General features: G+C 58.7%; 25 protein-coding genes and 4 tRNA genes. 6 read left to right on the forward strand and 23 right to left on the reverse strand.

The features are described from left to right. Nucleotides 1–19 precede the first annotated feature (19 nt). On the reverse strand, nt 20–337 hold the full coding sequence (locus ACQ4OE_RS18825) for an I78 family peptidase inhibitor (RefSeq protein ID WP_122592443.1): 318 nt from the start codon (nt 335–337) through the stop codon (nt 20–22). Nucleotides 338–505: 168 nt separating this feature from the next. Then, nucleotides 506–811, reverse strand: a complete 306-nt coding sequence (locus tag ACQ4OE_RS18830; RefSeq protein WP_122592444.1) for a hypothetical protein — start codon at nt 809–811, stop codon at nt 506–508. 131 nt (nt 812–942) lie between these two features. Between ACQ4OE_RS18830 and ACQ4OE_RS18835 the strand changes: the two genes are divergently transcribed. Beyond that, a complete protein-coding gene (locus tag ACQ4OE_RS18835; protein ID WP_430947524.1) occupies nt 943–1,155 on the forward strand; it encodes a hypothetical protein in 213 nt (70 codons plus the stop codon). A 33-nt stretch (nt 1,156–1,188) separates the two neighbouring features. Here ACQ4OE_RS18835 and ACQ4OE_RS18840 read toward each other — a convergent pair whose 3' ends face one another. From ACQ4OE_RS18840 to ACQ4OE_RS18875, 8 genes are all read right to left on the reverse strand, one after another. After that, nucleotides 1,189–2,217 (reverse strand): nucleoside hydrolase, encoded by a 1,029-nt coding sequence (locus ACQ4OE_RS18840; protein WP_122592446.1) that lies wholly within the window; start codon nt 2,215–2,217, stop codon nt 1,189–1,191. 30 nt (nt 2,218–2,247) lie between these two features. Beyond that, a complete protein-coding gene (gene rbsD / locus ACQ4OE_RS18845; RefSeq protein WP_430947525.1) occupies nt 2,248–2,652 on the reverse strand; it encodes a D-ribose pyranase in 405 nt (134 codons plus the stop codon). Continuing rightward, nucleotides 2,649–3,566, reverse strand: a complete 918-nt coding sequence (rbsK, locus tag ACQ4OE_RS18850) for a ribokinase (RefSeq protein WP_430947526.1) — start codon at nt 3,564–3,566, stop codon at nt 2,649–2,651. Before rbsK ends, rbsD begins: the two co-directional genes overlap by 4 nt. A 24-nt stretch (nt 3,567–3,590) precedes the next feature. After that, nucleotides 3,591–4,610: a LacI family DNA-binding transcriptional regulator gene (locus ACQ4OE_RS18855; RefSeq protein WP_430947527.1), complete on the reverse strand. Its 1,020-nt coding sequence runs from the start codon at nt 4,608–4,610 to the stop codon at nt 3,591–3,593. A gap of 9 nt (nt 4,611–4,619) precedes the next feature. After that, on the reverse strand, nt 4,620–5,597 hold the full coding sequence (locus ACQ4OE_RS18860; protein ID WP_430947528.1) for an ABC transporter permease: 978 nt from the start codon (nt 5,595–5,597) through the stop codon (nt 4,620–4,622). Beyond that, nucleotides 5,594–7,147 carry a sugar ABC transporter ATP-binding protein gene (locus ACQ4OE_RS18865; RefSeq protein ID WP_430947529.1) on the reverse strand — a complete coding sequence of 518 codons (1,554 nt, stop codon included), beginning with the start codon at nt 7,145–7,147 and terminating at the stop codon, nt 5,594–5,596. Before ACQ4OE_RS18865 ends, ACQ4OE_RS18860 begins: the two co-directional genes overlap by 4 nt. A 56-nt stretch (nt 7,148–7,203) precedes the next feature. After that, on the reverse strand, nt 7,204–8,160 hold the full coding sequence (locus tag ACQ4OE_RS18870; RefSeq protein ID WP_122592452.1) for a sugar ABC transporter substrate-binding protein: 957 nt from the start codon (nt 8,158–8,160) through the stop codon (nt 7,204–7,206). 201 nt (nt 8,161–8,361) lie between these two features. Continuing rightward, nucleotides 8,362–8,811, reverse strand: coding sequence for a hypothetical protein (locus ACQ4OE_RS18875; RefSeq protein ID WP_430947592.1), 450 nt, complete (start codon nt 8,809–8,811; stop codon nt 8,362–8,364). Nucleotides 8,812–9,159: 348 nt separating this feature from the next. Between ACQ4OE_RS18875 and ACQ4OE_RS18880 the strand changes: the two genes are divergently transcribed. From ACQ4OE_RS18880 to ACQ4OE_RS18890, 3 genes are all read left to right on the forward strand, one after another. Continuing rightward, complete coding sequence (locus tag ACQ4OE_RS18880) at nt 9,160–10,248, forward strand: asparaginase (protein WP_430947530.1); 1,089 nt, start codon at nt 9,160–9,162, stop codon at nt 10,246–10,248. A 198-nt stretch (nt 10,249–10,446) separates the two neighbouring features. Beyond that, nucleotides 10,447–10,716: a DUF1654 domain-containing protein gene (locus ACQ4OE_RS18885; protein WP_090282667.1), complete on the forward strand. Its 270-nt coding sequence runs from the start codon at nt 10,447–10,449 to the stop codon at nt 10,714–10,716. A gap of 4 nt (nt 10,717–10,720) precedes the next feature. After that, nucleotides 10,721–11,410 carry an endonuclease I family protein gene (locus ACQ4OE_RS18890; RefSeq protein WP_122592455.1) on the forward strand — a complete coding sequence of 230 codons (690 nt, stop codon included), beginning with the start codon at nt 10,721–10,723 and terminating at the stop codon, nt 11,408–11,410. A 56-nt stretch (nt 11,411–11,466) separates the two neighbouring features. Here the strand turns inward: ACQ4OE_RS18890 and ACQ4OE_RS18895 are convergent, their stop codons facing one another. Next, on the reverse strand, nt 11,467–12,378 hold the full coding sequence (locus tag ACQ4OE_RS18895) for a siderophore-interacting protein (protein WP_430947531.1): 912 nt from the start codon (nt 12,376–12,378) through the stop codon (nt 11,467–11,469). 87 nt (nt 12,379–12,465) lie between these two features. After that, nucleotides 12,466–12,834 (reverse strand): SPOR domain-containing protein, encoded by a 369-nt coding sequence (locus ACQ4OE_RS18900; RefSeq protein ID WP_122592457.1) that lies wholly within the window; start codon nt 12,832–12,834, stop codon nt 12,466–12,468. Between the two features lie 250 nt (nt 12,835–13,084). On the opposite strand from ACQ4OE_RS18900, the gene csrA reads away from it, so the two are divergent. Next, a complete protein-coding gene (gene csrA / locus ACQ4OE_RS18905) occupies nt 13,085–13,279 on the forward strand; it encodes a carbon storage regulator CsrA (protein ID WP_003179932.1) in 195 nt (64 codons plus the stop codon). A 221-nt stretch (nt 13,280–13,500) separates the two neighbouring features. On the opposite strand, the gene ACQ4OE_RS18910 is transcribed toward csrA, so the two are convergent. Then, nucleotides 13,501–13,956: a DUF2214 family protein gene (locus ACQ4OE_RS18910; RefSeq protein ID WP_430947532.1), complete on the reverse strand. Its 456-nt coding sequence runs from the start codon at nt 13,954–13,956 to the stop codon at nt 13,501–13,503. 481 nt (nt 13,957–14,437) lie between these two features. Continuing rightward, a tRNA-Val gene (locus tag ACQ4OE_RS18915) sits at nt 14,438–14,514 on the reverse strand. Between the two features lie 183 nt (nt 14,515–14,697). Here ACQ4OE_RS18915 and ACQ4OE_RS18920 point away from each other — a divergent pair. Then, nucleotides 14,698–15,981: an NAD(P)/FAD-dependent oxidoreductase gene (locus tag ACQ4OE_RS18920; RefSeq protein WP_430947533.1), complete on the forward strand. Its 1,284-nt coding sequence runs from the start codon at nt 14,698–14,700 to the stop codon at nt 15,979–15,981. 41 nt (nt 15,982–16,022) lie between these two features. On the opposite strand, the gene ACQ4OE_RS18925 is transcribed toward ACQ4OE_RS18920, so the two are convergent. From ACQ4OE_RS18925 to ACQ4OE_RS18965, 9 genes are all read right to left on the reverse strand, one after another. Then, nucleotides 16,023–16,994 (reverse strand): XdhC family protein, encoded by a 972-nt coding sequence (locus tag ACQ4OE_RS18925; RefSeq protein ID WP_430947534.1) that lies wholly within the window; start codon nt 16,992–16,994, stop codon nt 16,023–16,025. Nucleotide 16,995: 1 nt separating this feature from the next. Beyond that, nucleotides 16,996–18,231, reverse strand: coding sequence for a c-type cytochrome (locus tag ACQ4OE_RS18930; RefSeq protein WP_430947535.1), 1,236 nt, complete (start codon nt 18,229–18,231; stop codon nt 16,996–16,998). A 2-nt stretch (nt 18,232–18,233) separates the two neighbouring features. Next, on the reverse strand, nt 18,234–18,773 hold the full coding sequence (locus ACQ4OE_RS18935; RefSeq protein WP_086793210.1) for a (2Fe-2S)-binding protein: 540 nt from the start codon (nt 18,771–18,773) through the stop codon (nt 18,234–18,236). Further along, on the reverse strand, nt 18,766–21,597 hold the full coding sequence (locus tag ACQ4OE_RS18940; RefSeq protein ID WP_122592462.1) for a xanthine dehydrogenase family protein molybdopterin-binding subunit: 2,832 nt from the start codon (nt 21,595–21,597) through the stop codon (nt 18,766–18,768). The genes ACQ4OE_RS18935 and ACQ4OE_RS18940 overlap by 8 nt, the downstream gene beginning before the upstream one ends. Before the next feature lie 497 nt (nt 21,598–22,094). Next, nucleotides 22,095–22,171 (reverse strand) — tRNA-Asp (locus ACQ4OE_RS18945). 94 nt (nt 22,172–22,265) lie between these two features. Continuing rightward, a tRNA-Asp gene (locus ACQ4OE_RS18950) sits at nt 22,266–22,342 on the reverse strand. Between the two features lie 56 nt (nt 22,343–22,398). Continuing rightward, nucleotides 22,399–22,474, reverse strand: a tRNA-Val gene (locus ACQ4OE_RS18955). A 216-nt stretch (nt 22,475–22,690) separates the two neighbouring features. Next, entirely contained in the window at nt 22,691–23,467 is a 777-nt protein-coding gene (locus ACQ4OE_RS18960) for an SDR family oxidoreductase (RefSeq protein WP_430947536.1), read from the reverse strand. Continuing rightward, nucleotides 23,464–24,675, reverse strand: coding sequence for an O-succinylhomoserine sulfhydrylase (locus ACQ4OE_RS18965; RefSeq protein WP_122592464.1), 1,212 nt, complete (start codon nt 24,673–24,675; stop codon nt 23,464–23,466). The genes ACQ4OE_RS18960 and ACQ4OE_RS18965 overlap by 4 nt, the downstream gene beginning before the upstream one ends.

Genomic DNA, 24,675 nt, shown 5'->3' on the forward strand with positions numbered 1-24,675 from the left:
CAACAAAAGCGTCCTGCGATCAGCCGCAGTTGACGCGCGTGATCACCAGGTTGTTGTCGGTGTTCAGATTCAAGCGATCAGAACGGTACTCCAGCGTGATCATATCGTCGGGCTTGAGGAAACGGGCATTCTGCGCGCCAGCCTTGACGCGAGCCTGCTCCAGCAGTTCTGGCGAAGCCTTCTTGCCAATGGCGAACTCCGCCGCCGTCGCTTCACAGCGGCTATGACCGGATTCGGTTGCCACTGCATCCTTTGCCGACTCGCTGGAACTCGTACTGCAACCGGCCAACAGGGCAGCGGCCATAAGTGCACCCAGTGTCGCGAACTTCAAAGGCATGAAGCCTCCTTGTTTTCAAAAAGTTAAGCTGAGATCGTGCGACCGCCATTCCGGCGTTTGGTTTCACGGCCAAGGCCATCCCCCTGCCCCACGACCGGAAAAACGCCGAGTGTGCCTGAGCGACGCTCGGCTCTTCATCAATCAATCGTGACTGAATATTAACGGCGCTCAGTAAACGTCGATGTAGTCATACGGAGGTTTGGGCCAGTTCTCTTTCAGCGCATTGAAAATCTGCATCACCCAGACCTCATCACTAGCCGCGACATTTCCGACATAGCCAGAGCCCTTGGCCCACGTCTCAAGGCGAAACAGCAGACCGTCGATGTCCTGCCCGCCGGTAACGCCCGTGGAAATATAGGCAATACCGCCCTTCGTAACGCGCAACTGTGTGTGCTCGTCATCGCTGGCGGAGGCGAGTAATTGGCGCACCGCGTCGAGCGTGAGGCCATCAGGGGTATTCAAATCGATCTGCACAGCACGATCCTTGGGTCAGCCGGAAAAGACCAAGTGTCGCATAGCACTCCGCTCATGCCTAAGTCGCAGTGCCAAACGCCGGACAAAATGGTTAACTCGACATAAGACCTTCCGACTTTTCGAGCGCTCTCATGACCACCATCAGCATCGACGCCGCCATCAACGCCAAATGGGCAGACGGACACAGTTCTTACAGTCCGGGAACCACGGAAGAGTTGGCACTTATAGGCATCGATCTATTGGTCAAGGAATTGGGAACCCAAGGGGCGCAACAATTCATCAAGCAGATTTTCGAGCGCTACCCGACCGAACAGGCCGGGCACGCACACGCAGAGAAGGTGTGAATACCCGCAAGCTGGCACCTGCGGGTTGGCGGCTTACTTCAAGCGTTTCAGACGTTCAGTGAGCAGGTCGAAAAAGCCCTGGGCATCGCCGTTTTCCACCCAGAACGCATTCTTCGGCGCTTTCAGGCCGTCATACCAGTCAACAATGGTCTGACCAAACGTCGGCCCTTCACGACTGTCCACCACAACGTTCACCGAACGACCGGTAAACAGTTCCGGCTTGAGCAAATATGCCACGACGGTTGCGTCATGCACCGGGCCACCCGGGATACCGTAGTGCTCCATGTCGCCCTTGATGTACTCGTTGAGGATGTCGCCGACAATTTTGCTCGCATTGTTGTTGAGTGCGGCAATCTGCTTCAGACGGGCATCACTGGTGAGGATCTTGTGGGTCACGTCCAGCGGCAGATAAGTCAGCTTCACACCGCTTTTGAGCACAACTTCAGCCGCTTGCGGGTCGGCAAACAAGTTGAATTCCGCCACGGGGGTAATGTTGCCGCCGTTGAAGTGCGCGCCACCCATGATCACCACCTCCTTGATGCCCTGAACGATCTCAGGCTCCTGGATCAGCGCCAGCGCCAGGTTGGTCTGCGGACCAAGCATGGCAATGGTGATGCTGTGCGGCTTGGCGTTCTTCAGGGTATCGATCAGATAGTTGACCGCATTGCCTTGCGCCAGGCCCTTTTTCGGCTCGTGAACGGTGACACCCGACAGGCCTTCCTTGCCATGGATGTTCTCGGCATAGATTGGCGTGCGCATCAACGGCTTTGGAGCGCCAGCATATACCGGTACATCCTCGCGCCCTGCCCACTCGCGGGCCAGACGCGCGTTACGCGAAGTCTTGTCGAGGCGCACGTTGCCGGCGACAGTGGTCAGCGCGCGAATATTCAGTTCATCCGGCGAAGCCAAGGCAAACAACAAGGCGACCACGTCGTCAGCACCGGGATCGGTGTCGATGATCAGGTCGATTTTTTCCGCCGCGTGAGCGCCGGTGGCAGTTATCACGGACAAAAGCAGCAGACTCCGGATCAGTTGATGCAGTTTGTGAGCATAGCGTTGCATGGCGCATTCCTTGTGCAGTGAAATCAAAAATCAGAACGTGACCCCAGCGACGAGCACGATGTTGCAGTACGGCTGACATTCGCCCGTACGAACAATCGCCCGTGCCTGTCGGCTGAGGACTTTGAATTGCTCATGACTGAGCAGGTCGCGACGGCCCAGCTCACCTTCGTCATTCAACGTATCGAGCGCGGTCAGCGCTGTCGGTTGTTTGTCGAAGATCTCCTTGGCCAGCGCATGGCTCTCCACTTGCATCTCGCTGAGCACCACTTTCAGGGTGCTGACGAAATCGGGGATTCCGTGCGTCAGCGCCAGGTCGATCAGCTCGACACCCGGCGGCACCGGCAGCCCGGCGTCACCGATGACTACCATGTCGCCATGGCCCAAAGAAGCAATCAGTCGCGACAGCGCGACGTTGAGCAGAGGAGTCTTTTTCATGCGGGGTCAAAGGCCTGTACGTCGGACATGGTTGGAATGGACGGTTGCGCGCCGGCTCGGGTAACCGACAGTGCGGCGGCGATCTGCCCGTAGCGAATGGCCTCGGCTTCGGATTTGCCGCTGGCGAGCGCCGCCGCAAACCCACCGACAAAGGTGTCGCCAGCCGCAGTGGTGTCGACCGCTTTCACCTTGGGCGCGGGGAAATGCTCGAAGCCTTTGCCGCTCGCGAACAACGAGCCCTCGGCACCAAGGGTGATGATGACTTTGCCCGCGCCCATGCCGATCAGATGGCTGGCAGCAACTTCCGCGGTTTGCAGTGAGTCGACCGGCAGCCCGCTCAATGCAGCGGCTTCGCTTTCGTTGGGAATCAGATAGTCGATCGCGGCATACCAGTCCGCCGGCAGCGGCCGACTGGCCGGCGCCGGATTGAGAATGACAGTCTTGCCCAGTGCGCGCGCACGCTTGAGCGCATGGCCCACGGTTGCGTCGGGAATTTCCAATTGGCAGATCACCACGTCGGCGGCTTGCAGCACCGCATCGAACCGATCGATGACCGCAGGCGTCATCGCACCGTTGGCGCCGGCGACAATCACAATGGCGTTCTGACTGTTGTCATCGACCACGATCAACGCCACACCGCTGGAATCCTCGACGGTACTGACCGCCTGACAGTCGATCTGCTCGGCCAGCAAAGCGTCGCGCAGTTGCACGCCATAGTCATCGTTGCCGACGCAGCCAACCATCGCAACCTGGGCGCCCAGCCGTGCAGCGGCCACCGCCTGATTGGCGCCCTTGCCACCTGAAACGGTGGCGAAGGAATGACCGATCAGAGTTTCACCGCCCCGCGGCAGCCGTGGCGCCCGGGTGACCAGATCCATGTTCAGGCTGCCTATTACCACTACATTTGCTGGCATACATCAGTACTCGTCAATTCGGTTTCAGCGGTATTCGGTGAACACGCCGGACAGCGGCGCAGTCGATTCGCGCAGGACAATACTCGGGGTCACGATGCGTTGATCGGTGCCCAGATTCGGTGTGGCAATTCTTCGCAACAAAACTTCCGCCGCCATTTCGCCCAGTTGCAGGATCGACTGGCCGACGGTGGTCAGTGCCGGATACACATAACGGCTCATCTGGATATCGTCGAAGCCGATCACAGACAGTTCGCTCGGAACGCGCACATTGCGCTCGGCCGCGGCACGCAGCACGCCGATACCAATCATGTCGTTACCGGCGAAGATCGCGCTGGGCGGATTGCTCTCCAGCAGAATAGCCGCCGCGTTGTAACCGCCGGTACTGGTGAAATCACTTTCCAGCATGCGCGCCTGGCGAACTGCGATGCCCGCCTCTTTCAGCGCCCGGCAATATCCGGCCTGACGCATCTGCGCCACGCTGGTGCTCGCCGGGCCGCCGATGGTGGCAATGTCGCGGTGACCCAATTCGAGCAGATGCCGGGTGGCGAGGTACGCGCCGTATTCGTGATCAATGCGCACCAGATCGGCATCGACGCCATCCAGGCCACGGTCGACGATGACCATGGGCGTTTTCACACCCGCCAGACCCTGTGCCAGGCCACTGTCGCCACCCGCAGAGGCGACGATCAGACCATCGATGCGTTTTTCCAGCAGCACACGCAGATAGCTGCGCTGCTTTTCCGGGTTGTCGTCGGAGTTGCACAGGATCACGCAGTAGCCGTTACGCTCGCAGTAATCCTCGATCCCTCGCGCCAGCTCGGCGAAGTAAGGGTTGAGACTGTTGGGCACCAGCAAACCGATGGTTGCCGTCGTCTTGGCTTTCAACGAGCGCGCCACCGCACTGGGCACGTAGTCGAGGGTCTTGATGGCCGCCTCGACCTTCAGACGAACTTCCTTGCTGACCGGCCGCGTGTTGTTCACCACATGGGACACGGTCGTGTAGGAAATGCCCGCGAGCGCCGCTACATCTTTGATCGTTGCCATATCGGTATCTCAGCCCCGGCGACTGGCGCGTTGACTGCGATAAGTGTCGAGCACCACAGCGATGACGATCACCGCCCCGGTGATGATCCGCTTGGTCGGTTCAGTCGCACCGATCTGCGCCAGACCGGCCGCCAGTACGGAAATGATCAAGACGCCAAAGAACGTGCTGATCACCGAACCGCGCCCACCCATCAGGCTGGTTCCGCCGATCACCACTGCCGCGATCACTTGCAGTTCGAGCCCGGAGCCCGCGTTGGGGTCAGCCGCTTCCAGACGCGAAATCTGGAACAGCGCAGCGACCCCGGCCAGCAACCCCATCAGGCTGAACACCAGAATCTTGTAGGGTTTCGGATTGATCCCGGCCAGACGCACCGCCTCTTCGTTGGTACCAATGCCGATCAGATAGCGGCCAAACACCGTGCGAGTCAGCACCGCCTGCGCGATGAAAATCACCAGCAAGGCAATGATGAACGACGGCGAGATCCCGAAGGCCACCGGGTTTGACAGCCAGGCAAACGAATCGCCGATGTAGGCGGTGCGCGACCCGGTCATCTGATAGGCCAGCCCCCGGGCCATTTCCAGCACGCCGAGGGACACGATGAACGACGGAATACGCCAGGCGACGGTGATCGAACCGGTGACGGTACCGGCCAGTGCCGCCACCGCCATGCCGAGCAACGCCGAGGGCAAGACGCCCCAGCCCCAGCCGAGAATCGCCACGCTGACGGTCGACGCGGCCAATGCCAACACCGACCCCACCGAAAGGTCGATGCCACCGATGATCAGCACGAAGGTCATGCCGACCGCCAGCACCATCAAGTCAGGAATCTGGTTGGCCAGCGTGCTGAAGGTGTTATAGGACAAAAAGTGGCTGCTCAATACCGAGAACAGCGCGACCATCGCCAGCAAGGCCCCGGCCAGGCCCAGATAGGTGCCCAACCCGTAGAAGTTGCCACTACGTTTGCCGGCAGGAGATGCAGTTTTCATGGGAGATCCCTAGGCGCTGCTTCGTTGAGCAACGCATCACGTTTTTGGTAGCCGGCAAATGCGGCGGCAAGCAAATCATCCTGGGTCCAGCTGTCGCGCTCGAAGGTGTCGATCAGACGCCCTGCCGACAAGACACCGATACGGTCGCAGATCAGCATCAGCTCACGCAGATCACTGGAGACCACCACCAGCGCCTTGCCCTGGCGGGTCAATTCGCCGAGCAGGCCATAGATGTCGAACTTGGCGCCGACGTCGATGCCACGGGTAGGCTCGTCGAACAGCAGCACCGAACAATCACGCTCCAGCCAGCGGCCGATCACCACTTTCTGCTGGTTACCGCCTGACAACTCTGAAACAAGCTGTGTCGGGCTCGAACTGCGGATGCGCATGGCGTCGATCTGACGTTGCGCCAAGGAGATTTCGTCGCCGTTGTTGACGACTCCCCCACGGGAAATTTCCGGCATGTTACCCAGTGCGATATTGGCGCTGATCGACTGGCTAAGCAGAAGGCCCTCGCCTTTGCGATCCTCAGTAATCAAGGCAATGCCATTGCGCACTGCATCGACCGGCGAGCGCACACTCACCACCTGCGCCGGCGAACCGAGCGCGATCGTTCCGCTGTCGGCGACATCGGCACCGAAGATCAGCCGCAGCAGCTCGGTGCGCCCTGCCCCGATCAACCCGGAAATTCCGAAAATCTCGCCAGCACGCACTTCAAAGGACACATCACGCACTTTGTCCGAGCGGGTCAGACCTTTCACCGTCAGGGCCGGCGCGCCAATCTTGCGCGGGCCCATGTCGATGTGTTCGCCCAGCTCACGGCCGACCATCAACGTGACCAGTTGCTCGCTGTTGTAATTGGCCATCGGCTCGACGCAGACCAGATTACCGTCGCGCAGGACTGCAATTCGCTGAGCGACGCGCGCCAGCTCTTCGAGTCGATGGGAAATGTAGATGATCGAGACACCACGCGCCTGCAGTCGGGTGATCTGCTCGAAGAGCATTTCGACTTCGCGCGCCGTCAGCATCGCGGTCGGCTCGTCGAGGATCAGCACATGGCAATCACCGATCAGGTTGCGGGCGATTTCGACCATTTGTTGATGGCCAATGCCTAGCTCGCCGACCAGCGTGTCCGGATCGATCGCGTCGAGGCCGACTTGTGCCATGGCTTCGATCGCCGCTTTGCGCAGTTGCTTGCGGCTGATCCAGCCACCGTTGCTCGGCAGGTTATCGAGAAACAGGTTCTCTGCCACCGACAGCGTCGGCAACAGATTGAGCTCTTGCATGACCATGCGCACGCCAAGCTCTTCGGCCTGAGTGCGGCTGCCCGGGCGATAATCCTTGCCCTGAAACTGCATCTGGCCCGTGGTCGGCGTGACCAATCCGCCAATGATTTTCGACAGGGTGCTTTTACCGGCGCCGTTCTCGCCAGTCAGCGCCAGCACTTCACCGCGCATCAGCGTCAAATCGATGCCGTTCAGCACCGGTTGCGCATAGGTCTTACCGATACCGCTGACCGAGAGGACAGCGTTCGGGGCGGAAACTGACATATAAACTCTCCATGCGCTCGCCCGGACGGACGAGCGCCGTTGTGTCGCCAGAAGACTTACTTGGTGACCAGCTCGACCGGCGTTTCGATCACGCCATTGGTGCCGCTGTCGACTTTCTCGCCTTTGATGATTTTCAGCGCGGTTTCGATGCCGAACACCGCCTGCCTGGCGGCGTACTGGTCAGCGGTGGCCAGCACTCGACCGTCCTTCAGCATTGGCTTGATCGCGTTGATGTTGTCGTAACCGACGACCTGCACCTGACCGGCCTTGCCGGCGGCGCGCACAGCGGAAACAGCACCGACGGCCATGCTGTCGTTGCCGGCCAGCAGCGCTTTGACGTCCGGGTATTCGCTGAGGATCGATGCGGCAACCTTGTTGCCCTTGTCGATTTCCCAGTCGCCGGATTGCAGCGAAACAACCTTGATCTGCGCCGCATCCATTGCATCCTTGAAGCCGGCGGTGCGCTGTTGGGCGTTGGTGGTCGTCGAGACACCTTCAATGATGCCGACTTCATCACCGGCCTTGAGCTGCTTGGCCAGGTACTCACCGACCAGACGCGCACCTTTGCGGTTGTCCGGCCCTACGAAAGGCACGCTGATGTTTTTGCTTTTGACGATGGCCGGATCGAGCTGGTTGTCGATGTTGATTACAGTAATACCGGCATCGACCGCTTTCTTGATCACCGGCACCATGGCCTTGGAATCAGAAGGTGCGATGACCAGCGCATTGACCTTCGCCAGGATCATTTGCTCGACGATGCGCGTCTGGCCGGCGGTGTCGGTTTCGTCTTTGATACCGTTGGAGATCAGGTCGAAATCGGCGGAGTGTTCTTTTTGATAAGCCTTGGCGCCGTCTTCCATGGTCAGGAAGAATTCATTGGCCAGAGACTTCATGACCAGCGCGACTTTAGGTTTTTCCGGGGACTCGGCGAATGCCGAAGAGACAGGTAGTGCGGCGGCTGTGGCAGCCAGCATAGCGACAGCAAGAAGACGTCCAGCGAATGGCAGCTTCATGGGTTCACTCCGATCTTATGATTATTGTGAGCAACGCTTGCGCCAGCGTAAGCTACAGGGCTTTCTTCGGAGAGACAGGCCACCCGGAAACCCGCGCAAACGTTTGCGTAGACCGAACTATGCGAATCCCGCCAGCATTTGTCAACAATCAGAAGTCGTCATTTATTGTAGGGCGAATCGTCTGATTCGCCCCGGCATCGCTTATGCCGTTGTGCTGACCAAGTTGCCGCTAGTGGAGCCCTTGGTCATTTCCTTGACCAGTGCTGCCGCGACCTGCATCAACTCGCCACTGGTTTGCGCGATCTGCCCTTGAATAGACATGACTGCCTGCGATTTGGCCTCCGGTGTCGGATAGCTTTGAGCCTGTGCCGCGGCCAATCGTTGCTGCTGCTCCTGGAGTTGCCTCTGCAATTCCTGCATCCGCTTCAACAGCGTTTTGACGGTCACGCTCTGGTTGTCGCTGCCTTCAGCCTTGGTCTCTTCCGGCGCGGCACCACCGCCGGTTCGAACCTGATTGCTATGTGCCTTCTCAGTACCCAACGCCTCGCTGGAAGCGTCCGCCCCCGCTTCACTCAATGCATTGATTGTCGCTGCGGTTTTGCCGCCGATAGTGACTGCGCCAGGGTTAGAAAAACCGATCGTCAGTGACATGTGGACTTCCTTAATTTTAGTTTCCTTGAAGCTCATCGGCCCGCACGAGGCTTTCTTTAGCAGAAAGGCGTGATCCGGCAAGCCGATTCGTTCGACAGGATCTGTAGTCCCTTTCGGTGAACCGAACGCGAACGCCGCCATTGTTCGGAAACCCGGATAAAGGACGTACGCTGACACTCAAGCATTGATGAAAAATTGATTTAAATCATCAGGTTAAACATTTCTCTCGGGCAAAGTACCGGCTGGTACAGATCCTGCTCTTCCCAGGTACCCCAGGCATTCAGATCGGCCCGGGGTGCATCTAGATGAACCTGCATCAGCACCGTCTCACCACTAGAGAGAAAAATAATGAAATCTGCTTTCAACACTTTGGTTCCGGGCGCTTTCGCCCTTCTGCTGCTCCTGCCCACCGCCCTTCAGGCGAAAGAAGTCGAAGCCCAGACCAAACTCGCCAACGTCGTGGTACTTGCCACTGGCGGCACCATTGCCGGTGCCGGCGCGAGCGCAGCCAACAGCGCCACCTACCAGGCCGCGAAAGTTGGCATCGAGCAATTGATTGCCGGCATTCCCGAGCTGAACAAACTGGCCAATGTGCGCGGCGAACAAGTCATGCAGATCGCCTCGGAAAGCATCACCAACGACAACCTGCTGCAGTTGGGTCGCCGTGTCGCGGAACTGGCTGACAGCAAAGACGTCGATGGCATCGTCATCACTCACGGCACTGATACCCTGGAAGAAACCGCCTACTTCCTCAACCTGGTGGAGAAGACCGACAAGCCGATCATCGTCGTCGGCTCCATGCGCCCGGGCACCGCGATGTCCGCCGATGGCATGCTCAACCTGTACAACGCCGTCGCCGTTGCCAGCAGCAAAGATGCTCGCGGCAAAGGCGTGCTGGTGACCATGAACGACGAGATTCAGTCCGGTCGTGACGTCAGCAAAATGATCAACATCAAGACCGAGGCATTCAAAAGCGCCTGGGGCCCATTGGGCATGGTGGTTGAAGGCAAATCCTACTGGTTCCGCTTGCCGGCCAAGCGTCACACCATGGACTCGGAATTCGACATCAAAAACATCAAGAGCCTTCCTGACGTAGAAATCGCCTATTCCTACGGCAACGTGAGCGATACCGCCTACAAAGCGCTCGCCCAGTCCGGCGCCAAGGCGATCATCCATGCCGGTACCGGCAATGGTTCGGTGTCCTCCCGTGTGGTGCCAGCCCTGCAGGCGTTGCGCAAGGATGGCGTGCAGATTATTCGTTCATCCCACGTCAATGCTGGCGGCTTCGTTTTGCGTAACGCCGAACAGCCTGATGACAAGTACGACTGGGTTGTTGCGCACGACCTGAACCCGCAGAAAGCCCGCATTCTGGCCATGGTCGCACTGACCAAAACCAATGACAGCAAAGAGCTGCAACGGATGTTCTGGGAGTACTGATTGACCGTCGCCCGATCAATTCTCGATCAGGCACTGAGCTCACCACCCTTGTGCTTGGCGGGTGGTGAGCTACTTACAAACCTTCTGTACTTTTCCTACAAAAATTTCGACACGACCTACACCAAAATCAGAAAACCGCTGTCAGAGGATTTTCTTGAATTTTAAGCAGTTGCGAAAATGCTTACAGTTAAATACTGTATGCACGTACAGCTTAATAAGGATAACCTCGTGGCCACCTCTCCTGATGCTCCTGACGCTTACGAACGCATGGGTATGCGCGTTCAGAAAATCATCAACTCCCCCACCGCACAGAAAGCCAAAGCCGCACTGATCTTCCGTTTGCCGGATGAGCCAATGGATGACTGGGAGCGTCTGCTCGAGGAAATCGACGAGAACGACAACGTCACCCTCGCTTACCGCGACGACGGTGGCGTGCAGATTTTTTGGGTTGTGCCGAAGGAAGATTGATTCAATGAGTGTCCGCTGTTTTGCTTTGCTGTTGCTGTTTATTGCCGTGGGCGCCCAGGCTGGCGCACCCCGCACCTTCACCGAAGCCAAGAAGGTCGCATGGAAGCTGTACGCACCGCAGTCCACCGAGTTTTATTGCGGGTGCAAGTACACCGGCAACAAGGTTGATTTGAAGGCTTGCGGTTACGTACCGCGCAAAAGCGCCAAGCGCGCTTCGCGCATCGAGTGGGAGCACATTGTTCCGGCCTGGCAGTTTGGCCATCAGCGTCAATGCTGGCAGGAAGGCGGGCGCAAGAACTGTACGCGCTATGACCCGACATACCAGAAAGCCGAGGCCGACCTGCACAACCTGGTGCCGAGCATTGGCGAGGTCAATGGTGACCGCAGCAACTTCAGTTATGGCTGGCTGCCGGTGCAATCCGGGCAATACGGCTCGTGCCTGACCCAGGTCGACTTCAAGGCGAAGAAGGTCATGCCCCGCCCTTCGATTCGCGGCATGATTGCCCGCACTTATTTTTACATGAGCAAGCAATACGGCTTGCGCCTGTCGAAACAGGATCGGCAACTGTATGAGGCGTGGAACAAGACTTATCCCGTGCAGGATTGGGAGCGCCAGCGCAATCAGAGCGTCGCGTGCGTGATGGGACGCGGTAACGAGTTCGTCGGCCCGGTGAACCTGAAAGCCTGCGGTTGATCGACCACGCAAAACAAAATGGCCTCGAACGTTATGTTCGAGGCCATTTTTCATGTCTAGCTGCCAGACTTGTTGTAACGCCAGTAGCCCATCAGGTTGAGCGCTTCACGTGGGATGCCGCACTCCTTGATCAGGTACTTGCGCAAACGCATTACGGCAGCGCTTTCACCCGCTATCCAGCCGTAAAAGCCTTCAGTCGCGGTGTCGGCGACCTCCCAAAGAATGTCTTGATCGATGTCGACTTCCGCCAGTTCTACAGCCTGCCCCTTATGAGAGGCATGCACTGGCAAGGACGCTTGCTGCACGGCATCAACCATCAACGCACCGGCAACCGTTGCAGCCGACTCATCGCGAATCAGCCATTGCACCGACAAGCCGGGCCAGTCAGGGACGGCCAGCATGTCTTGCGCAGTGTCGACCTCGAAGAATGCCTGTGTCTGCGGCGGCTCGGCGCGGACTGCCAATTCGTCGAGAATGCCCATGGCTGCCGGCAACGCCGTCGAATCGGCAACCAGCAGCAATTGCTTGAGCGCTGTTGGCGGCTTCCATTCGAAACCACCGGCTTGCTGCGCTGAATAATGACGATCAGGGGCGAGGATCTGCATGGAATCCCCAGCCTGCGCGCGCAATGCCCAACGCGAAGCCGGACCGGTTTCACCGTGCAGAACAAAATCTATATCCACCTCGCCCTGCTCTGCCCGGAGGTGGCGGATGGTGTAAGTACGCATCGCGGGACGTCGATCTACAAGCATCGACTTGAAGCGCGCGTACCAACCTTCTTCTTGGGCAAGCCTGGATTGCGAACCGTCAGCAGCAGGGAAAAACAGTTTTACCCGCTGATCCGGTGCCCACGTGGCCATCTCGCGAACCGGTGGACCCACCAGCGTGAGACGCATCATGTGCGGGCTCAACTGCGTTTTACGGTGCAGGGTGACATCGAACAACTTGTAAGGATTGGCGGAGGCCATGGGGAGCTCCTTCTGGGAATCATCAGCGAGTCCTATAGGAACGAATCGCGTTTGATTGCCTTTAGGCAGCTCCGCCGGATGGAGCGCTCACGGCGTGATCGGATGCTCGATAATCACTGATTCAACGTTCTGCTTTTTAGCTTTCACCAATGCCGCATCCACTTGGACCTTCCGGGCTTCAGCCTCGGCCTGGGTGTTGAATGGACCAATCAGAATGCGCGTCTTGCCGCTACTGTCCCTGACAACGGTCGGAACGAAAGCATGCTCGATCAACCAGCCGCTCAGGTCACTGACTGCCTGAGGCGTTTCACCGCGAACTTCGAGATCCCACTGCGCAGCCGGCGCTACGGCAGGAGCTGCTGCGACCGCCGTTTTCGGCTTTTGCACGTCTACACTCTTGCCTTCACCACATCCTGCCAATGCCAGTGCCGCGACCAACCAGACCAATTTGCGCACAACGCTTCCCTCGAAATTCTCAAAGCGGCGATCTTAACATTCATAAATACTTCGCGAGCCCCGCAAAATGGGCACAAAACAACGAGATTGATGATTGCAGCCTCTGTATAGTTACGCCCTGGGAATTAATGCCGCATCTGCGCGTCAGAAAGAGGCACCCAAACCGTGAGACTTCGCACTAATCTATACGTACCACCGACCTCTGCACTGTCTGAATCAGGTGCCCTACAAAGCAATCAAGGAGAAGACCATGCTGATACTCACCCGCAAAGTCGGTGAAAGCATAAACATTGGTGATGACATCACTATCACCATTCTGGGCGTAAGCGGCCAACAGGTCCGCATTGGCATCAATGCTCCGAAAAACGTTGCAGTGCACCGTGAAGAGATCTATCAGCGCATCCAGGCTGGCCTGACCGCCCCGGACAAGCCACAGACTCCCTGAGCCGCATTGCAGTCAGTAGCCAGTTCGTTTGCCAGCGCGCAATGACTGGCTAAAGATTCACGCGCCGTTTTGCCATCCGCTCCCCACTCCGCTGGGTACGGCGCCTGACACACCCGCTCTCCTCCGTTTCTGCTTTCGCCCTCCATTGCCGCCCGATATTACCTGCCATTCCCAGAGCTGACTGTCGGACATTTCCGATAGAGCACAGAGAATTCGCCTTCCTAACCAAACGTCACGCCACGCGCCATACCCGTGGCTGCGATGACCATCAATATCAGCAGCAGTGCTTCGACGTGACTGATGCGGGCGAACAGCTTGCAACGCCCGGTACCGAGCGCCGCGCCCCGCGCCTTTGCGATCCGCCATTTGATCAGCGTGATCATCGGTGCAAGCTCTATCAGCAGAATCAGTACGAACAACGTCATCTTCAGATTAAACAGCGGTTGATGAAGGTAATAGTCTGCGCCTTTCTCGTAGCCGCCAAAGGCGCGCATCACGCCCGTGACCAGCAAGATCAGCGCAGAGACGCCCCAGATATTGTCGGCCAGTAAAACGCTCCTGGCGTCCCCGGTCCCGGCCGCCAGGCGGCTGAATGCCGTTCCACGCGTCAGCACCGCCCAGAAGCCCAAGGCAAAAGCGAGTAAATGAAGAGCTGCCAGAAACCAATGAGCGAGCATCGATAAACCCCCAATTAGAAAGAGTTGGAAATCGGCCAGTCAGTAGTAGTTGAAAAAGTGCGGAGCTGCCCGCGAGGTCTCGGGGCAGTGCAGTGATTGCCAAATCGCAGGCAAAAAAAATCCCAAGCAGCTGATGGAAGCTTGGGATTTAAAAATGCATAAACCGTGGTGGTGAACGCGGGGAGGATGTTACGGAAATTCACAGTGGGTAACAAGTTTTTTTGGATAACCGGTCAGTTACAAAATCTCGTAACTTGTTAAATACCCGAGTTATTTTTACGGCAAGCGCGGTTTTTACCCAAACCATCTCGGGCTGGGCATGCAGCATGGAATAGAAACGAAAAGCTTGTGTAAATCGAGGTGAGCGCCGAACTGGCGTTCTGAGGTGGGGTTTTGCAAAAGTTTTGCAAATCGCAGACAACAAAAAAGGGCCCACCTTTCGGTGAGCCCTTCTAGACCGCCCAGCAGAGCGGATTTTGTTTGGTAGGCGCGATTGGACTCGAACCAACGACCCCCACCATGTCAAGGTGGTGCTCTAACCAACTGAGCTACGTGCCTGCTGTGAGGCGGCATTCTACGGAATTCCGGAGGGGTGTCAACACCTTTTTTTCACCTAACCCTATGAATATGCAAAATATTTAATTTCGCTTCGGCGACGGGGATTTTTCGGTGGCTGGCGGAGGTTTTTCAACTCGGGTAGGATCGGCGCACTCGTAAAATATATTAAACAGAGGCTGCAGGATGGCAAACACCCCTTACCCAGAGTCCTATTACGCTGCGTCGGCTAACGCCGTACCGCCCCGCCCTGCCTTGCAGGATGATGTGGAGACGGACGTCTGTGTGATCGGTGCCGGGTATACCGGGCTGTCCTCGGCCCTGTTTCTGTTGGAGAACGGCTTTCGTGTGACCGTGTTGGAAGCAGCCAAGGTGGGCTTCGGTGCTTCGGGCCGCAATGGCGGGCAGATCGTTAACAGCTATAGCCGTGACATTGACGTGATCGAACGTTCGGTCGGTCCCAAGCAAGCACAGTTGCTTGGCCATATGGCGTTCGAGGGCGCCCGCATCATTCGTGAGCGCGTGGCCAAATACAATATCCAGTGCGACCTGAAGGATGGCGGCGTATTTGCCGCTTTGACCACCAAGCAGATGGGCCATCTGGAATCGCAGAAGCGCCTCTGGGAGCGTTTTGGCCACACGCAACTGGAGCTCCTCGATCAGCGCCGTATGCGCGATGTCGTGGCGTGCGATCAATATATCGGCGGCATGCTCGACATGAGTGGCGGACACATTCACCCCTTGAACCTGGCGCTGGGTGAAGCGGCTGCGGTTGAGTCGCTCGGCGGCTCGATCTATGAGCAATCGCCCGCCGTGCGTATCGACCGCGGCGCCAATCCCGTCGTGCACACTCCGCAAGGCAAAGTCAGAGCCAAGTTCATCATCGTCGCCGGCAACGCCTATCTCGGCAATCTGGTGCCGGAGCTGGCGGCCAAATCGATGCCGTGCGGCACGCAAGTGATCACCACCGAGCCACTGGGCGAAGAATTGGCGCAAGCGTTACTGCCTCAGGATTACTGTGTCGAAGACTGCAACTATCTGCTCGACTACTACCGCCTTACGGGTGACAAACGCCTGATCTTCGGCGGCGGCGTGGTTTATGGCGCGAGAGATCCAGCGAACATCGAGGCGATCATCCGTCCGAAAATGCTCAAGGCATTTCCGCAACTCAAGGATGTGAAGATTGATTACGCCTGGACCGGAAACTTCCTGCTTACTCTGTCGCGCTTGCCCCAGGTTGGCCGACTGGGCGACAACATCTATTACTCGCAGGGCTGCAGCGGCCATGGCGTGACGTACACCCATCTGGCGGGCAAGGTGCTGGCTGAGGCGTTACGCGGTCAGGCCGAGCGCTTTGATGCGTTTGCCGACCTGCCACACTACCCGTTCCCCGGTGGCCAGTTGCTGCGTACTCCGTTCGCCGCGCTGGGCGCGTGGTATTACGGCTTGCGCGACAAATTCGGAATGTAAAAAAAGGGCCGCTGATAGCGGCCCTTTTCATTGCTCAACATTTAAAGCTGATCCCGAGCAATCCCGCTACGAATCCGCAGGATGTCCGCCAGCACCGCCAAGGCAATTTCCGCCGGCGTCTTGCTGCCGAGGTTAAGCCCGATCGGCGCATGAATCCGCGCCAACTCAGCCTCGCCCAAACCGCCAATCCGGCGCAGTCGCTCAAAACGTTTCTGCGATGTTTGTAGCGACCCCATCACGCCAATGTAGAACGCTTCAGTGCGCACCGCTTCCATCATCGCCAGATCATCGATGCGCGGATCATGGGTCAACGCAACAACAGCCGTATCGCGGTGGCAGCCGCCATCGGCGATAAACACCGAAGGCAATTGCCGGCGAATCTCCACGCCATTGAGCACCACGCCTTCGAGCACTTCATCGCGTGGATCACAGAGAATCACTTCAAACCCTAGGCCCACGGCGAACTCGGCACACGCCTGCGCCACGCTGGAATAACCGGCGAGCAACAAGCGCTGCGCCGCACCAATGCGAATGCGCACTCGATCAATCTCGCGCTCGATCCGCACACCCTGCTCGCGATCCGCAAACAGACTGCGCGCACCGCTGGCCAGATCGACCTCGCGAATCAAACGACGCTGACCGAGCAGTGCCGATTCCAATTCCCGCAGGTGCGCTTGCACATCGCAGTCAGCGTCAAATTTCTCTACCAGCACATCGAGAATGCCGCCACAGGGCAGGCTGACCCGCGAACGCGGATCGTCACCCTCGCCGTAACGCACGACGTTGACCGCATCGAGAAATGCACCTTCGGCGACGCGCTCGAGAAAGTCTTCCTCGACGCAGCCACCCGACAGCGACCCGATCCACTGTCCGCCATCGTTCACCGCTAGCAGCGAACCCGGCGCACGCGGTGCCGAGCCGTAAGTGGTCAGCACGGTGCAGAGCCAGATGCGCTGCCCCGCCACCGACCACTCCAGCGCGCGGCGCACCACTTGCAGATCGAGATGCTGCATGTCAATGCGCCTTGTGCTCGATGGATGGCGCGTCAGCTTGCAGCCTCTGCACTTCGCTCACTGCCAGCTCGGCAGACTGACCGCCCCAACCTTGACGCAGGTAGTTGAGCAGATCGGTCAGCTGTTCAGGACTGAGCTTGTCGGCGAACCCCGGCATCGGTTGCATGTGCTCGAAGCCAGAGAATTTCTGTTCGCCGATACCGTCCTCGATCACGCGCAACAGGTTGCGCGGATCTTCCAGACGCAACGTGGTGTTGCCGCGCATGGCCACCGCGATGTGCGGCTTGCCTTCTCCACCGACCGCATGGCAACCGGCGCAGACGTTCAGGTATTCCTGCTGACCGCGCTGGGCACTGGTACTGAGTTTCTCTACGGGCACTTCGACGAGCGTTTTGGCTGCCGGCGGTTTATCACCGAGCAGGAAGGTCGACATCGCCGCCAAGTCCTGATCGCTCAGACCTTGAGTGCTGTTATGGAAAACAGGGAACATCTCGTTGAACATCGTCCCCTGCGCACTCATGCCGTGTTTAAGAAATGTGCTCAGGTCTTCCTGATTCCAGCCACGCGCGGCCAGATCAGTCGCCAGTAGGCTCGGCGCCAGGTAACCGTTGAGGATGCCGCCAGTCAGGCGTTTGTCCAGTTCCATCGCGCCCGGCAGCCCGCGTGGTGTGTGGCATTCGCCGCAGTGACCGAGGACTTCGACCATGTACTGGCCGCGCTTCCAGGTTTCACTTTTGCCTTCGGCTGTCTCCAGTTTCAGGGCTTTGCCGTACATCATGTTCCAGCCCATCAGGCCCAGACGCACGTTGAACGGAAAGCTCAGACCGGTGACCGGTGCTGCGCGCTCGATCGGCTCGATGGTTTTCAGGTACGCATGGATCGCATCGGAGTCGGCGCGGGGCATCAGGTGATACGAGGTGTACGGCATCGCCGGATACAGGTTCGCGCCGTCGCGACGCTTGCCTTCGGTCAGCGCCGCGAAGAACTCGTCATCGTTGTACAAACCGATACCGTGCTCTTTGCTCGGCGTGATGTTGGTGCCGTAGATGGTGCCGAATGGCGAGACGATCGGCAGACCACCGGCAAACGGCGCGCCGCCCGGTGCGGTGTGGCAAGCCATGCAGTCGGCGGCGCGGGCGAGATACTCGCCGCGCTTGACCTGATCGTCGGCGTGGGCAAACAACACTGGCGCAGCGAGGCCGACCGCCAGGGTCAGGCGGGTCAGAAAAAGCTTCATGCTTAACCCTCCTTGACCAAGCCGAGATCGGTCAGCACGTTGCGGGTAGCGTTGTAATAACGCACATACCCGGTGCAACGGCAGACGTGATGGCCGAGGCTGTCCTCGATGACTTTTTCCAGCTGACTTTTGACAATCGGCTGGCGCTGCAGCTTCTCGACCAACACGGTCGCGGCGTTTACGAAGCCCGGGGCGCAGTAGCTGCACTGGAAGGCGAATTCGTCGACGAAGCGTTGCTGGATCGGGTTCAGCTCGGTGACCTGGCCGCTCTCGTCGCGCTTGGCGTGAGATTCGATGGTGCGGACTTTCTTGCCTTCGAAGTAATGCGCGCCGGTGATGCAGGTGCGCACTTCTTCGCTGGTGCCGTCCGGGTTGTCGACGATCACCACGCAGGCGTGGCAAATGCCTTGGCCGCAGCCGAGACGCGAACCGGTGAGGTTTTTGTATTCGTGCAGGTAGTCGATCATCGGCAGGTCATCAGGGATGTCCACCGGACCGACGGATTGACCATTGAGGGTCAGTTGAAGCGGACGGTTAGCCATTGAGGGCCTCCTTGATGCGCGCAGCAGTGATTGGCAGATCGCGAACACGTTTACCGATGGCGTGCGCCACGGCGTTACCGATGGCGCCGACAATCGGGATCATCACCACTTCGGCGATGCCTTTGGACGGATCGCTCGGCGACAGGGCCGGGAGAATTTCCGAGGTCTGTTTCCACACGGCAACGTGACGCGCCATCGGCAGACGGTAACGGTTGAAGTTCCAGTCACCCTCCCCCGGCCCGCCTTCATACAGCGGCATTTCTTCCATCAACGCATGACCGATGCCCATGGCAATACCGCCTTCCATCTGGCCCTTGACCAGCTCTTCGACCAGCACACGACCGCACTCGACCCACGAATGGTGGTTGAGCACTTCGACTTCTGCCGAGCCTTTGTTGACCTTCAACTCGACCAGCGTCGCCACCGGGCTGTAGTAAGTCACCGCTGCGTTGTTCAGTTGCACAACCGGGTAGTTGATGTTCTGGCGATCCAACAAGTGGAAACCGGCCGTGTTCATCAGGGCTTTTTTCGCGTTTGGCGCACCGTCGCCGTACTTCACGGCCAGACCGTCGAGCGGCAGGCGTTCACGCACGCCGTCGATGCTGTACTCGGCCTCGGCCCAGCTCCAGCGGTTGAAGGCGTGAACGGTGGCGCCGGTCACCAGGCCACGCTCGTGAGCGTGCTTGGCAAGCTCTTCAAAACTCAGCGGCTGCATGCCGTTAGCGGTGAGCTTGCCGTCAACCCAGTGCGCATCTTCGCGGCGCACGACGTAAGGGTTGGCCTGACCGCCGTAAGGACCCTGACGCCAGATCTCCATGGCCGCAGGCCACAAACCGTTGTTGAACAGCACGCGCGCGGCTTCACGGGTGGCATGGCTGAAGTAGTACGCCGAGTTGGTTGCCGACGAAGCAGAAGCCAACTTCCCCACCCAGCGCGGGTTGCGCAGCAGATTGTCTTGCTCGGCCTGGCTCATGATGTAAGGGTTGCCGCTGGTGATCAGCTGCATTTCCTTCCATTCGGTTTCGCCAGTCTTCACTTCGTGCGCCGGGCTGCCGAGGAAATCAGCGACGACCAAAGCTTGCGAGGTGGACATGCCAGTGCCAATTTCGATACCGATGTGGCGCAGGGTGATGCGACCGTCGGCAGTGAATTCGATACTGGCCATCGGCGCTTCGGAACCGGTGCCGAAGTCTTTCTGGCAAATGGCAAACCCGACGCCGTACCAGTTGTCCGGGTCTGCGGCTTCGCGTTGTTTCTTGATCGCGTCGCGATTTTTCCAGACTTCGTGCACCGAGGCCTTGTCGAGAATCTCGTGCAGGCGCAGCGCACCGGCCGGAATCGCGCCCTGGGTGTTTTTCATACCCGAACGGAGCGCGTTCTTGCGACGCAGATCGATGGCGTCGACGCCCAGACGATCCGCAATTTCGTCGACCATCATTTCGGTCGATGCCATGCTCTGCAGGGTGCCGTAACCGCGCATCGAACCGGCCTCGACAGCACGCGAGTGGTAGGCGGTCACTTGCAGATCGTTTTGCGGCATGTAGTAGATCGACTGCGCAGCAGTGGCGCCAACCGCAGCCACCGACGGGCTGTAGTTGATCCGGCCACCACCGTCGACGCTCATTTCAGCGCGGAAAATCTTGAAGCTGTAGTCGTTCTTGTCCACGGCCAACTGGTAGCGGATGTCGAACGGGTGACGCTTGATACCGCTCTGGAACTGCTCGTATCGATCGTTGGCCAGACGCACCGGCACACCGGCGCCGTACAACGCAGCGAGGGCGGCGTAGTAGACGAAGATGTTGTGGTCTTTGGAACCGTAACCGACGGTGTAACCCGGGTGCATGTTGAGGTTGTCGAGGCCGAAGCGCGATGGCGAAATCATTTTCGCGGTCTCGGTCGCCGCTTCCAATGGGCACTGGGTGGCCACCACGAAATGCAGGGTCTTGGTCTTCGGGTCGTACCAGCCGTTGCCGTTGTCCGGCTCCATTGCCGCAGGTTCGATCGATGGCGTCTTGTAGCGCTCATCGAACACCAGCCAGTTGTCTGGCGGGGTATCGATCTCTTTCTTCATGCGGTCGGCGTAAAACAGGCCGCGCTCGGTCAGGTTGCCGTGCAGGTTCGGCTGGGAATTCCACACTGGCCGACGGTTTTTCAGCATCGGAAAGAGGATCGAATCCTTGAGACTGGCGAATTCGTCTTCGTCTGCCGAGGTCGGGCCACCGACGCGCACATAGCGGAAGCTACCGTAGGGGTCGCCTTCGTAGAACGGCACTTTGGCGCCGTAACGAATCGCTTTGTCATTGAATTTGAGTTTGTTCTTGGCCTGACGAAAACGCTCGAAATCGTTCCAGATCAGGATGGCCACCGGGTGACCGATGAACATCGGCACTTTGCCTTCCGGCAGCAATGGATCCGGGGCATGCTCTTCCGGGAAGACGATGCCGTCCTTGTCCAGATCAGCGGCGGTGACGATGCGGTCCGGCTGCAAATCGGCGCCGAGCCACGACAGGTCGTAACCGTCGTAGATGCGATCAGCCTTGATGGTTTTCAGCAGCATGGCGTGGCCTTGTTGCTCGGGCCAGCCCGGCATGTCCTTGGAGCGAATGTCGCGAGCAAAGACTTTGCTGCCGCAGACCTTGGACAGTGCATCGTTACGCTGACGCGCCTTGCCGTTGTTGCCGAGCCATTTCTCGGACGGCACGGTCACGCTATTTTCCATCAAGGCAGCCAGCGCCTGGGTGCTGAGCGGCGTGAGCGTGACGCTCACACCCGCCACCAGCCCGCCCTGAAGGAACGAGCGCCGGGATATATCACGGTTGGACATGGATCATCCTCTGGGCGGTTATGTGTCCGCCCTTCTGGTTATCTACTGGGAATCTCGAGTCTTGCAGAAGCCCTTCTTGGCTAAACAAAGGGCGTGTTGACAGTGCAAAGCTGACCGAAAGGTTAACTTTAAAGGTTTCTGCGCTCGCAGCAAACAACCAGTTACAAAAATTTGACTAAAGAATCAAAAAATCAATGCGACGTGGTACCGCAGGAGCTCATTGAACCTACCGACGCCCCATGTGGGAACGAGCCTGCTCGCGAAGGCGTAGTGTCAGTCAGCGCAATTTTGGCTGATACACCGCATTCGCGAGCAGGCTCGCTCCCACATGGGGATTTGTGTCGGATTCAGAATCAGGCAGAGGGAGCAGAGGGGAAAAGGCAAATTTCAGACACAAAAAACCCCGGTCTTTCGACCAGGGTCTTTGCTATCGATTCCGAACCAGCCAAAGGCTACTTTCGGTGCTTCAAGGCGTTCAGTGGTCCTTGAAACAGATATGGCGCAGCGGACGGGACTCGAACCCGCGACCCCCGGCGTGACAGGCCGGTATTCTAACCGACTGAACTACCGCTGCGTATCGCTTTGAGCTTGCGCTCAAGTAACTCGTGTTGATTGCTAGCTTCGGTGCTTGGCAATCGCGAACCAGACAATGTCTGACTCGTAAAATATGGCGCAGCGGACGGGACTCGAACCCGCGACCCCCGGCGTGACAGGCCGGTATTCTAACCGACTGAACTACCGCTGCGCGTCGGTGCAGGCACTTTCAGCCTACGTTCTTGCTTACGCAAGTTTCTCGGGGAGTGGTGGGTGATGACGGGATCGAACCGCCGACATTCTGCTTGTAAGGCAGACGCTCTCCCAGCTGAGCTAATCACCCGTTTGCATCTCCGAGGCCGCGAAATTTACGCAGGTAGGGAACCTAAGTCAATAGCAGGATTGAAGTTTTTCTGAAAAAGACGAAATTGTTTCTATCCTGCAAGAACGCCTTCGCGAGCAAGCTCGCTCCCACAGGGGGATTGCATTCCAAATGTGGGAGCGAGCCTGCTGGCGAAGGCGTCAGTTCATTCAACGCGAATTCAGACGAAAAGGTGATCTACTCGCTGTAGATCATCTTTTTCGTCATGCCGCCATCGACGACGAATTCCTGTCCGGTGACAAACCCGGCATTCCGCGACAGCAACCAAGCGACCATCGCCGCCACGTCCTCAACCGTCCCTACCCTACCCGCCGGATGCTGAGCATGATCGGCATCAGCCAACGGCTCCGCTCGACGCGCGGAAGGATCCCGCGCATCGATCCAGCCGGGACTGACGGCGTTAACGCGAATCTCCGGCCCCAGGCTGATTGCCAGCGCATGGGTTAGCGCTAACAAACCGCCCTTGCTCGCCGCATATGCCTCGGAGTCCGCCTCCGACTGCCGCGCGCGGGTCGAGGCCAGGTTGACGATCGAACCGTTGTGGGCGCGCAGATACGGCGCACAGTGCTTGGCCAGCAACATCGGCCCACTGAGGTTCACCGCCAATACGCGATTCCAGTAAGCCAGATCGAGGCTTTCCAGCGTGATGTTGTGCGGATCAGCCACCGCCGCGTTGCACACCAGCGCATCGAGACGGCCAAACTGCCCCAGCACCTCAGCCACACCGAGCGCGACCTGAGCTTCATCAGCAACGTCCATGGCGATGAACCAGGCATTCTCGCCCAGCACCTTCGCCACTTTCGATCCACGCGCGCGATCCAGATCGGTCAGCACCACCTGCCAGCCTTCGCTGATCAGCCATGCCGCAATCCCCAGACCGATGCCACGCGCAGCACCCGTGACCAGCGCAACGCGGCCATGGGTACCGGCTGTCGGGGTGGACAACTCGATCACAATGCCGCCAGACCGCGTGCCAGGTCGGCTTGCAGGTCAGCGACATCTTCCAGACCGACCGCGATACGGATCAGGCTGTCACGAATGCCCGCTGCCTCACGCTCTTGCGGCGCCAGACGGCCGTGAGAGGTGGTGCTCGGGTGGGTGATCGTGGTTTTGCTGTCGCCAAGGTTGGCGGTGATGGAAATCAATCGCGTCGCATCGATAAAGCGCCACGCGCCCTCTTTGCCGCCCTTGACCTCGAAACTCACTACCGCACCGAAGCCTTTTTGCTGACGCTGAGCCAATTCATGCTGCGGATGGCTCTTGAGACCGGCGTAATGAACCTTCTCGATGCCGTCCTGCTGCTCCAGCCATTCAGCCAACTCTTGGGCGTTCGCGCAGTGCGCCTTCATCCGCAGGTTCAGGGTTTCCAGCCCCTTGAGGAAGATCCACGCGTTGAACGGGCTCAGGGTCGGCCCGGCAGTGCGCAGGAAGCCGACGATTTCTTTCATCTGCTCGCTGCGACCGGCGACCACGCCGCCCATGCAACGACCCTGGCCGTCGATGAATTTGGTTGCCGAGTGCACAACAATGTCTGCGCCCATTTTCAGCGGCTGCTGCAAGGCAGGGGTGCAGAAGCAGTTGTCGACTACGAGCATCGCGCCTTTGGCGTGAGCGATTTCTGCCAGTGCGGCGATGTCGACCAGCTCAGCCAAAGGATTCGACGGCGATTCGACGAAGAGCAGTTTGGTGTTCGACTTGATCGCGGCATCCCAACCAGACAGGTCAGCCAGCGGCACATAATCGACTTCCACACCGAAACGTTTGAAGTACTTCTCGAACAGACTGATGGTTGAGCCGAATACGCTGCGCGAGACCAGCACGTGATCGCCGGCACTGCACAGGCTCATCACCACCGCCAGAATCGCCGCCATGCCGGTTGCGGTCGCAACGGCTTGCTCGGCGCCTTCCAGCGCGGCAATGCGCTCTTCGAACGCGCGCACGGTCGGGTTGGTGTAACGCGAGTACACGTTGCCCGGCACTTCACCGGCAAACCGCGCAGCCGCGTCGGCGGCAGTACGGAACACGTAGCTGGAGGTGAAGAACATCGGATCACCGTGTTCGCCTTCCGGCGTGCGGTGCTGACCGGCACGTACGGCCAGGGTATCGAACGCTACACCTTCAAGGTCGCTGTCCAGCCGACCGGCATCCCATTCCTGACTCAT

This window comes from Pseudomonas sp. WC2 (genome assembly GCF_050586545.1).
GTDB lineage: Bacteria > Pseudomonadota > Gammaproteobacteria > Pseudomonadales > Pseudomonadaceae > Aquipseudomonas.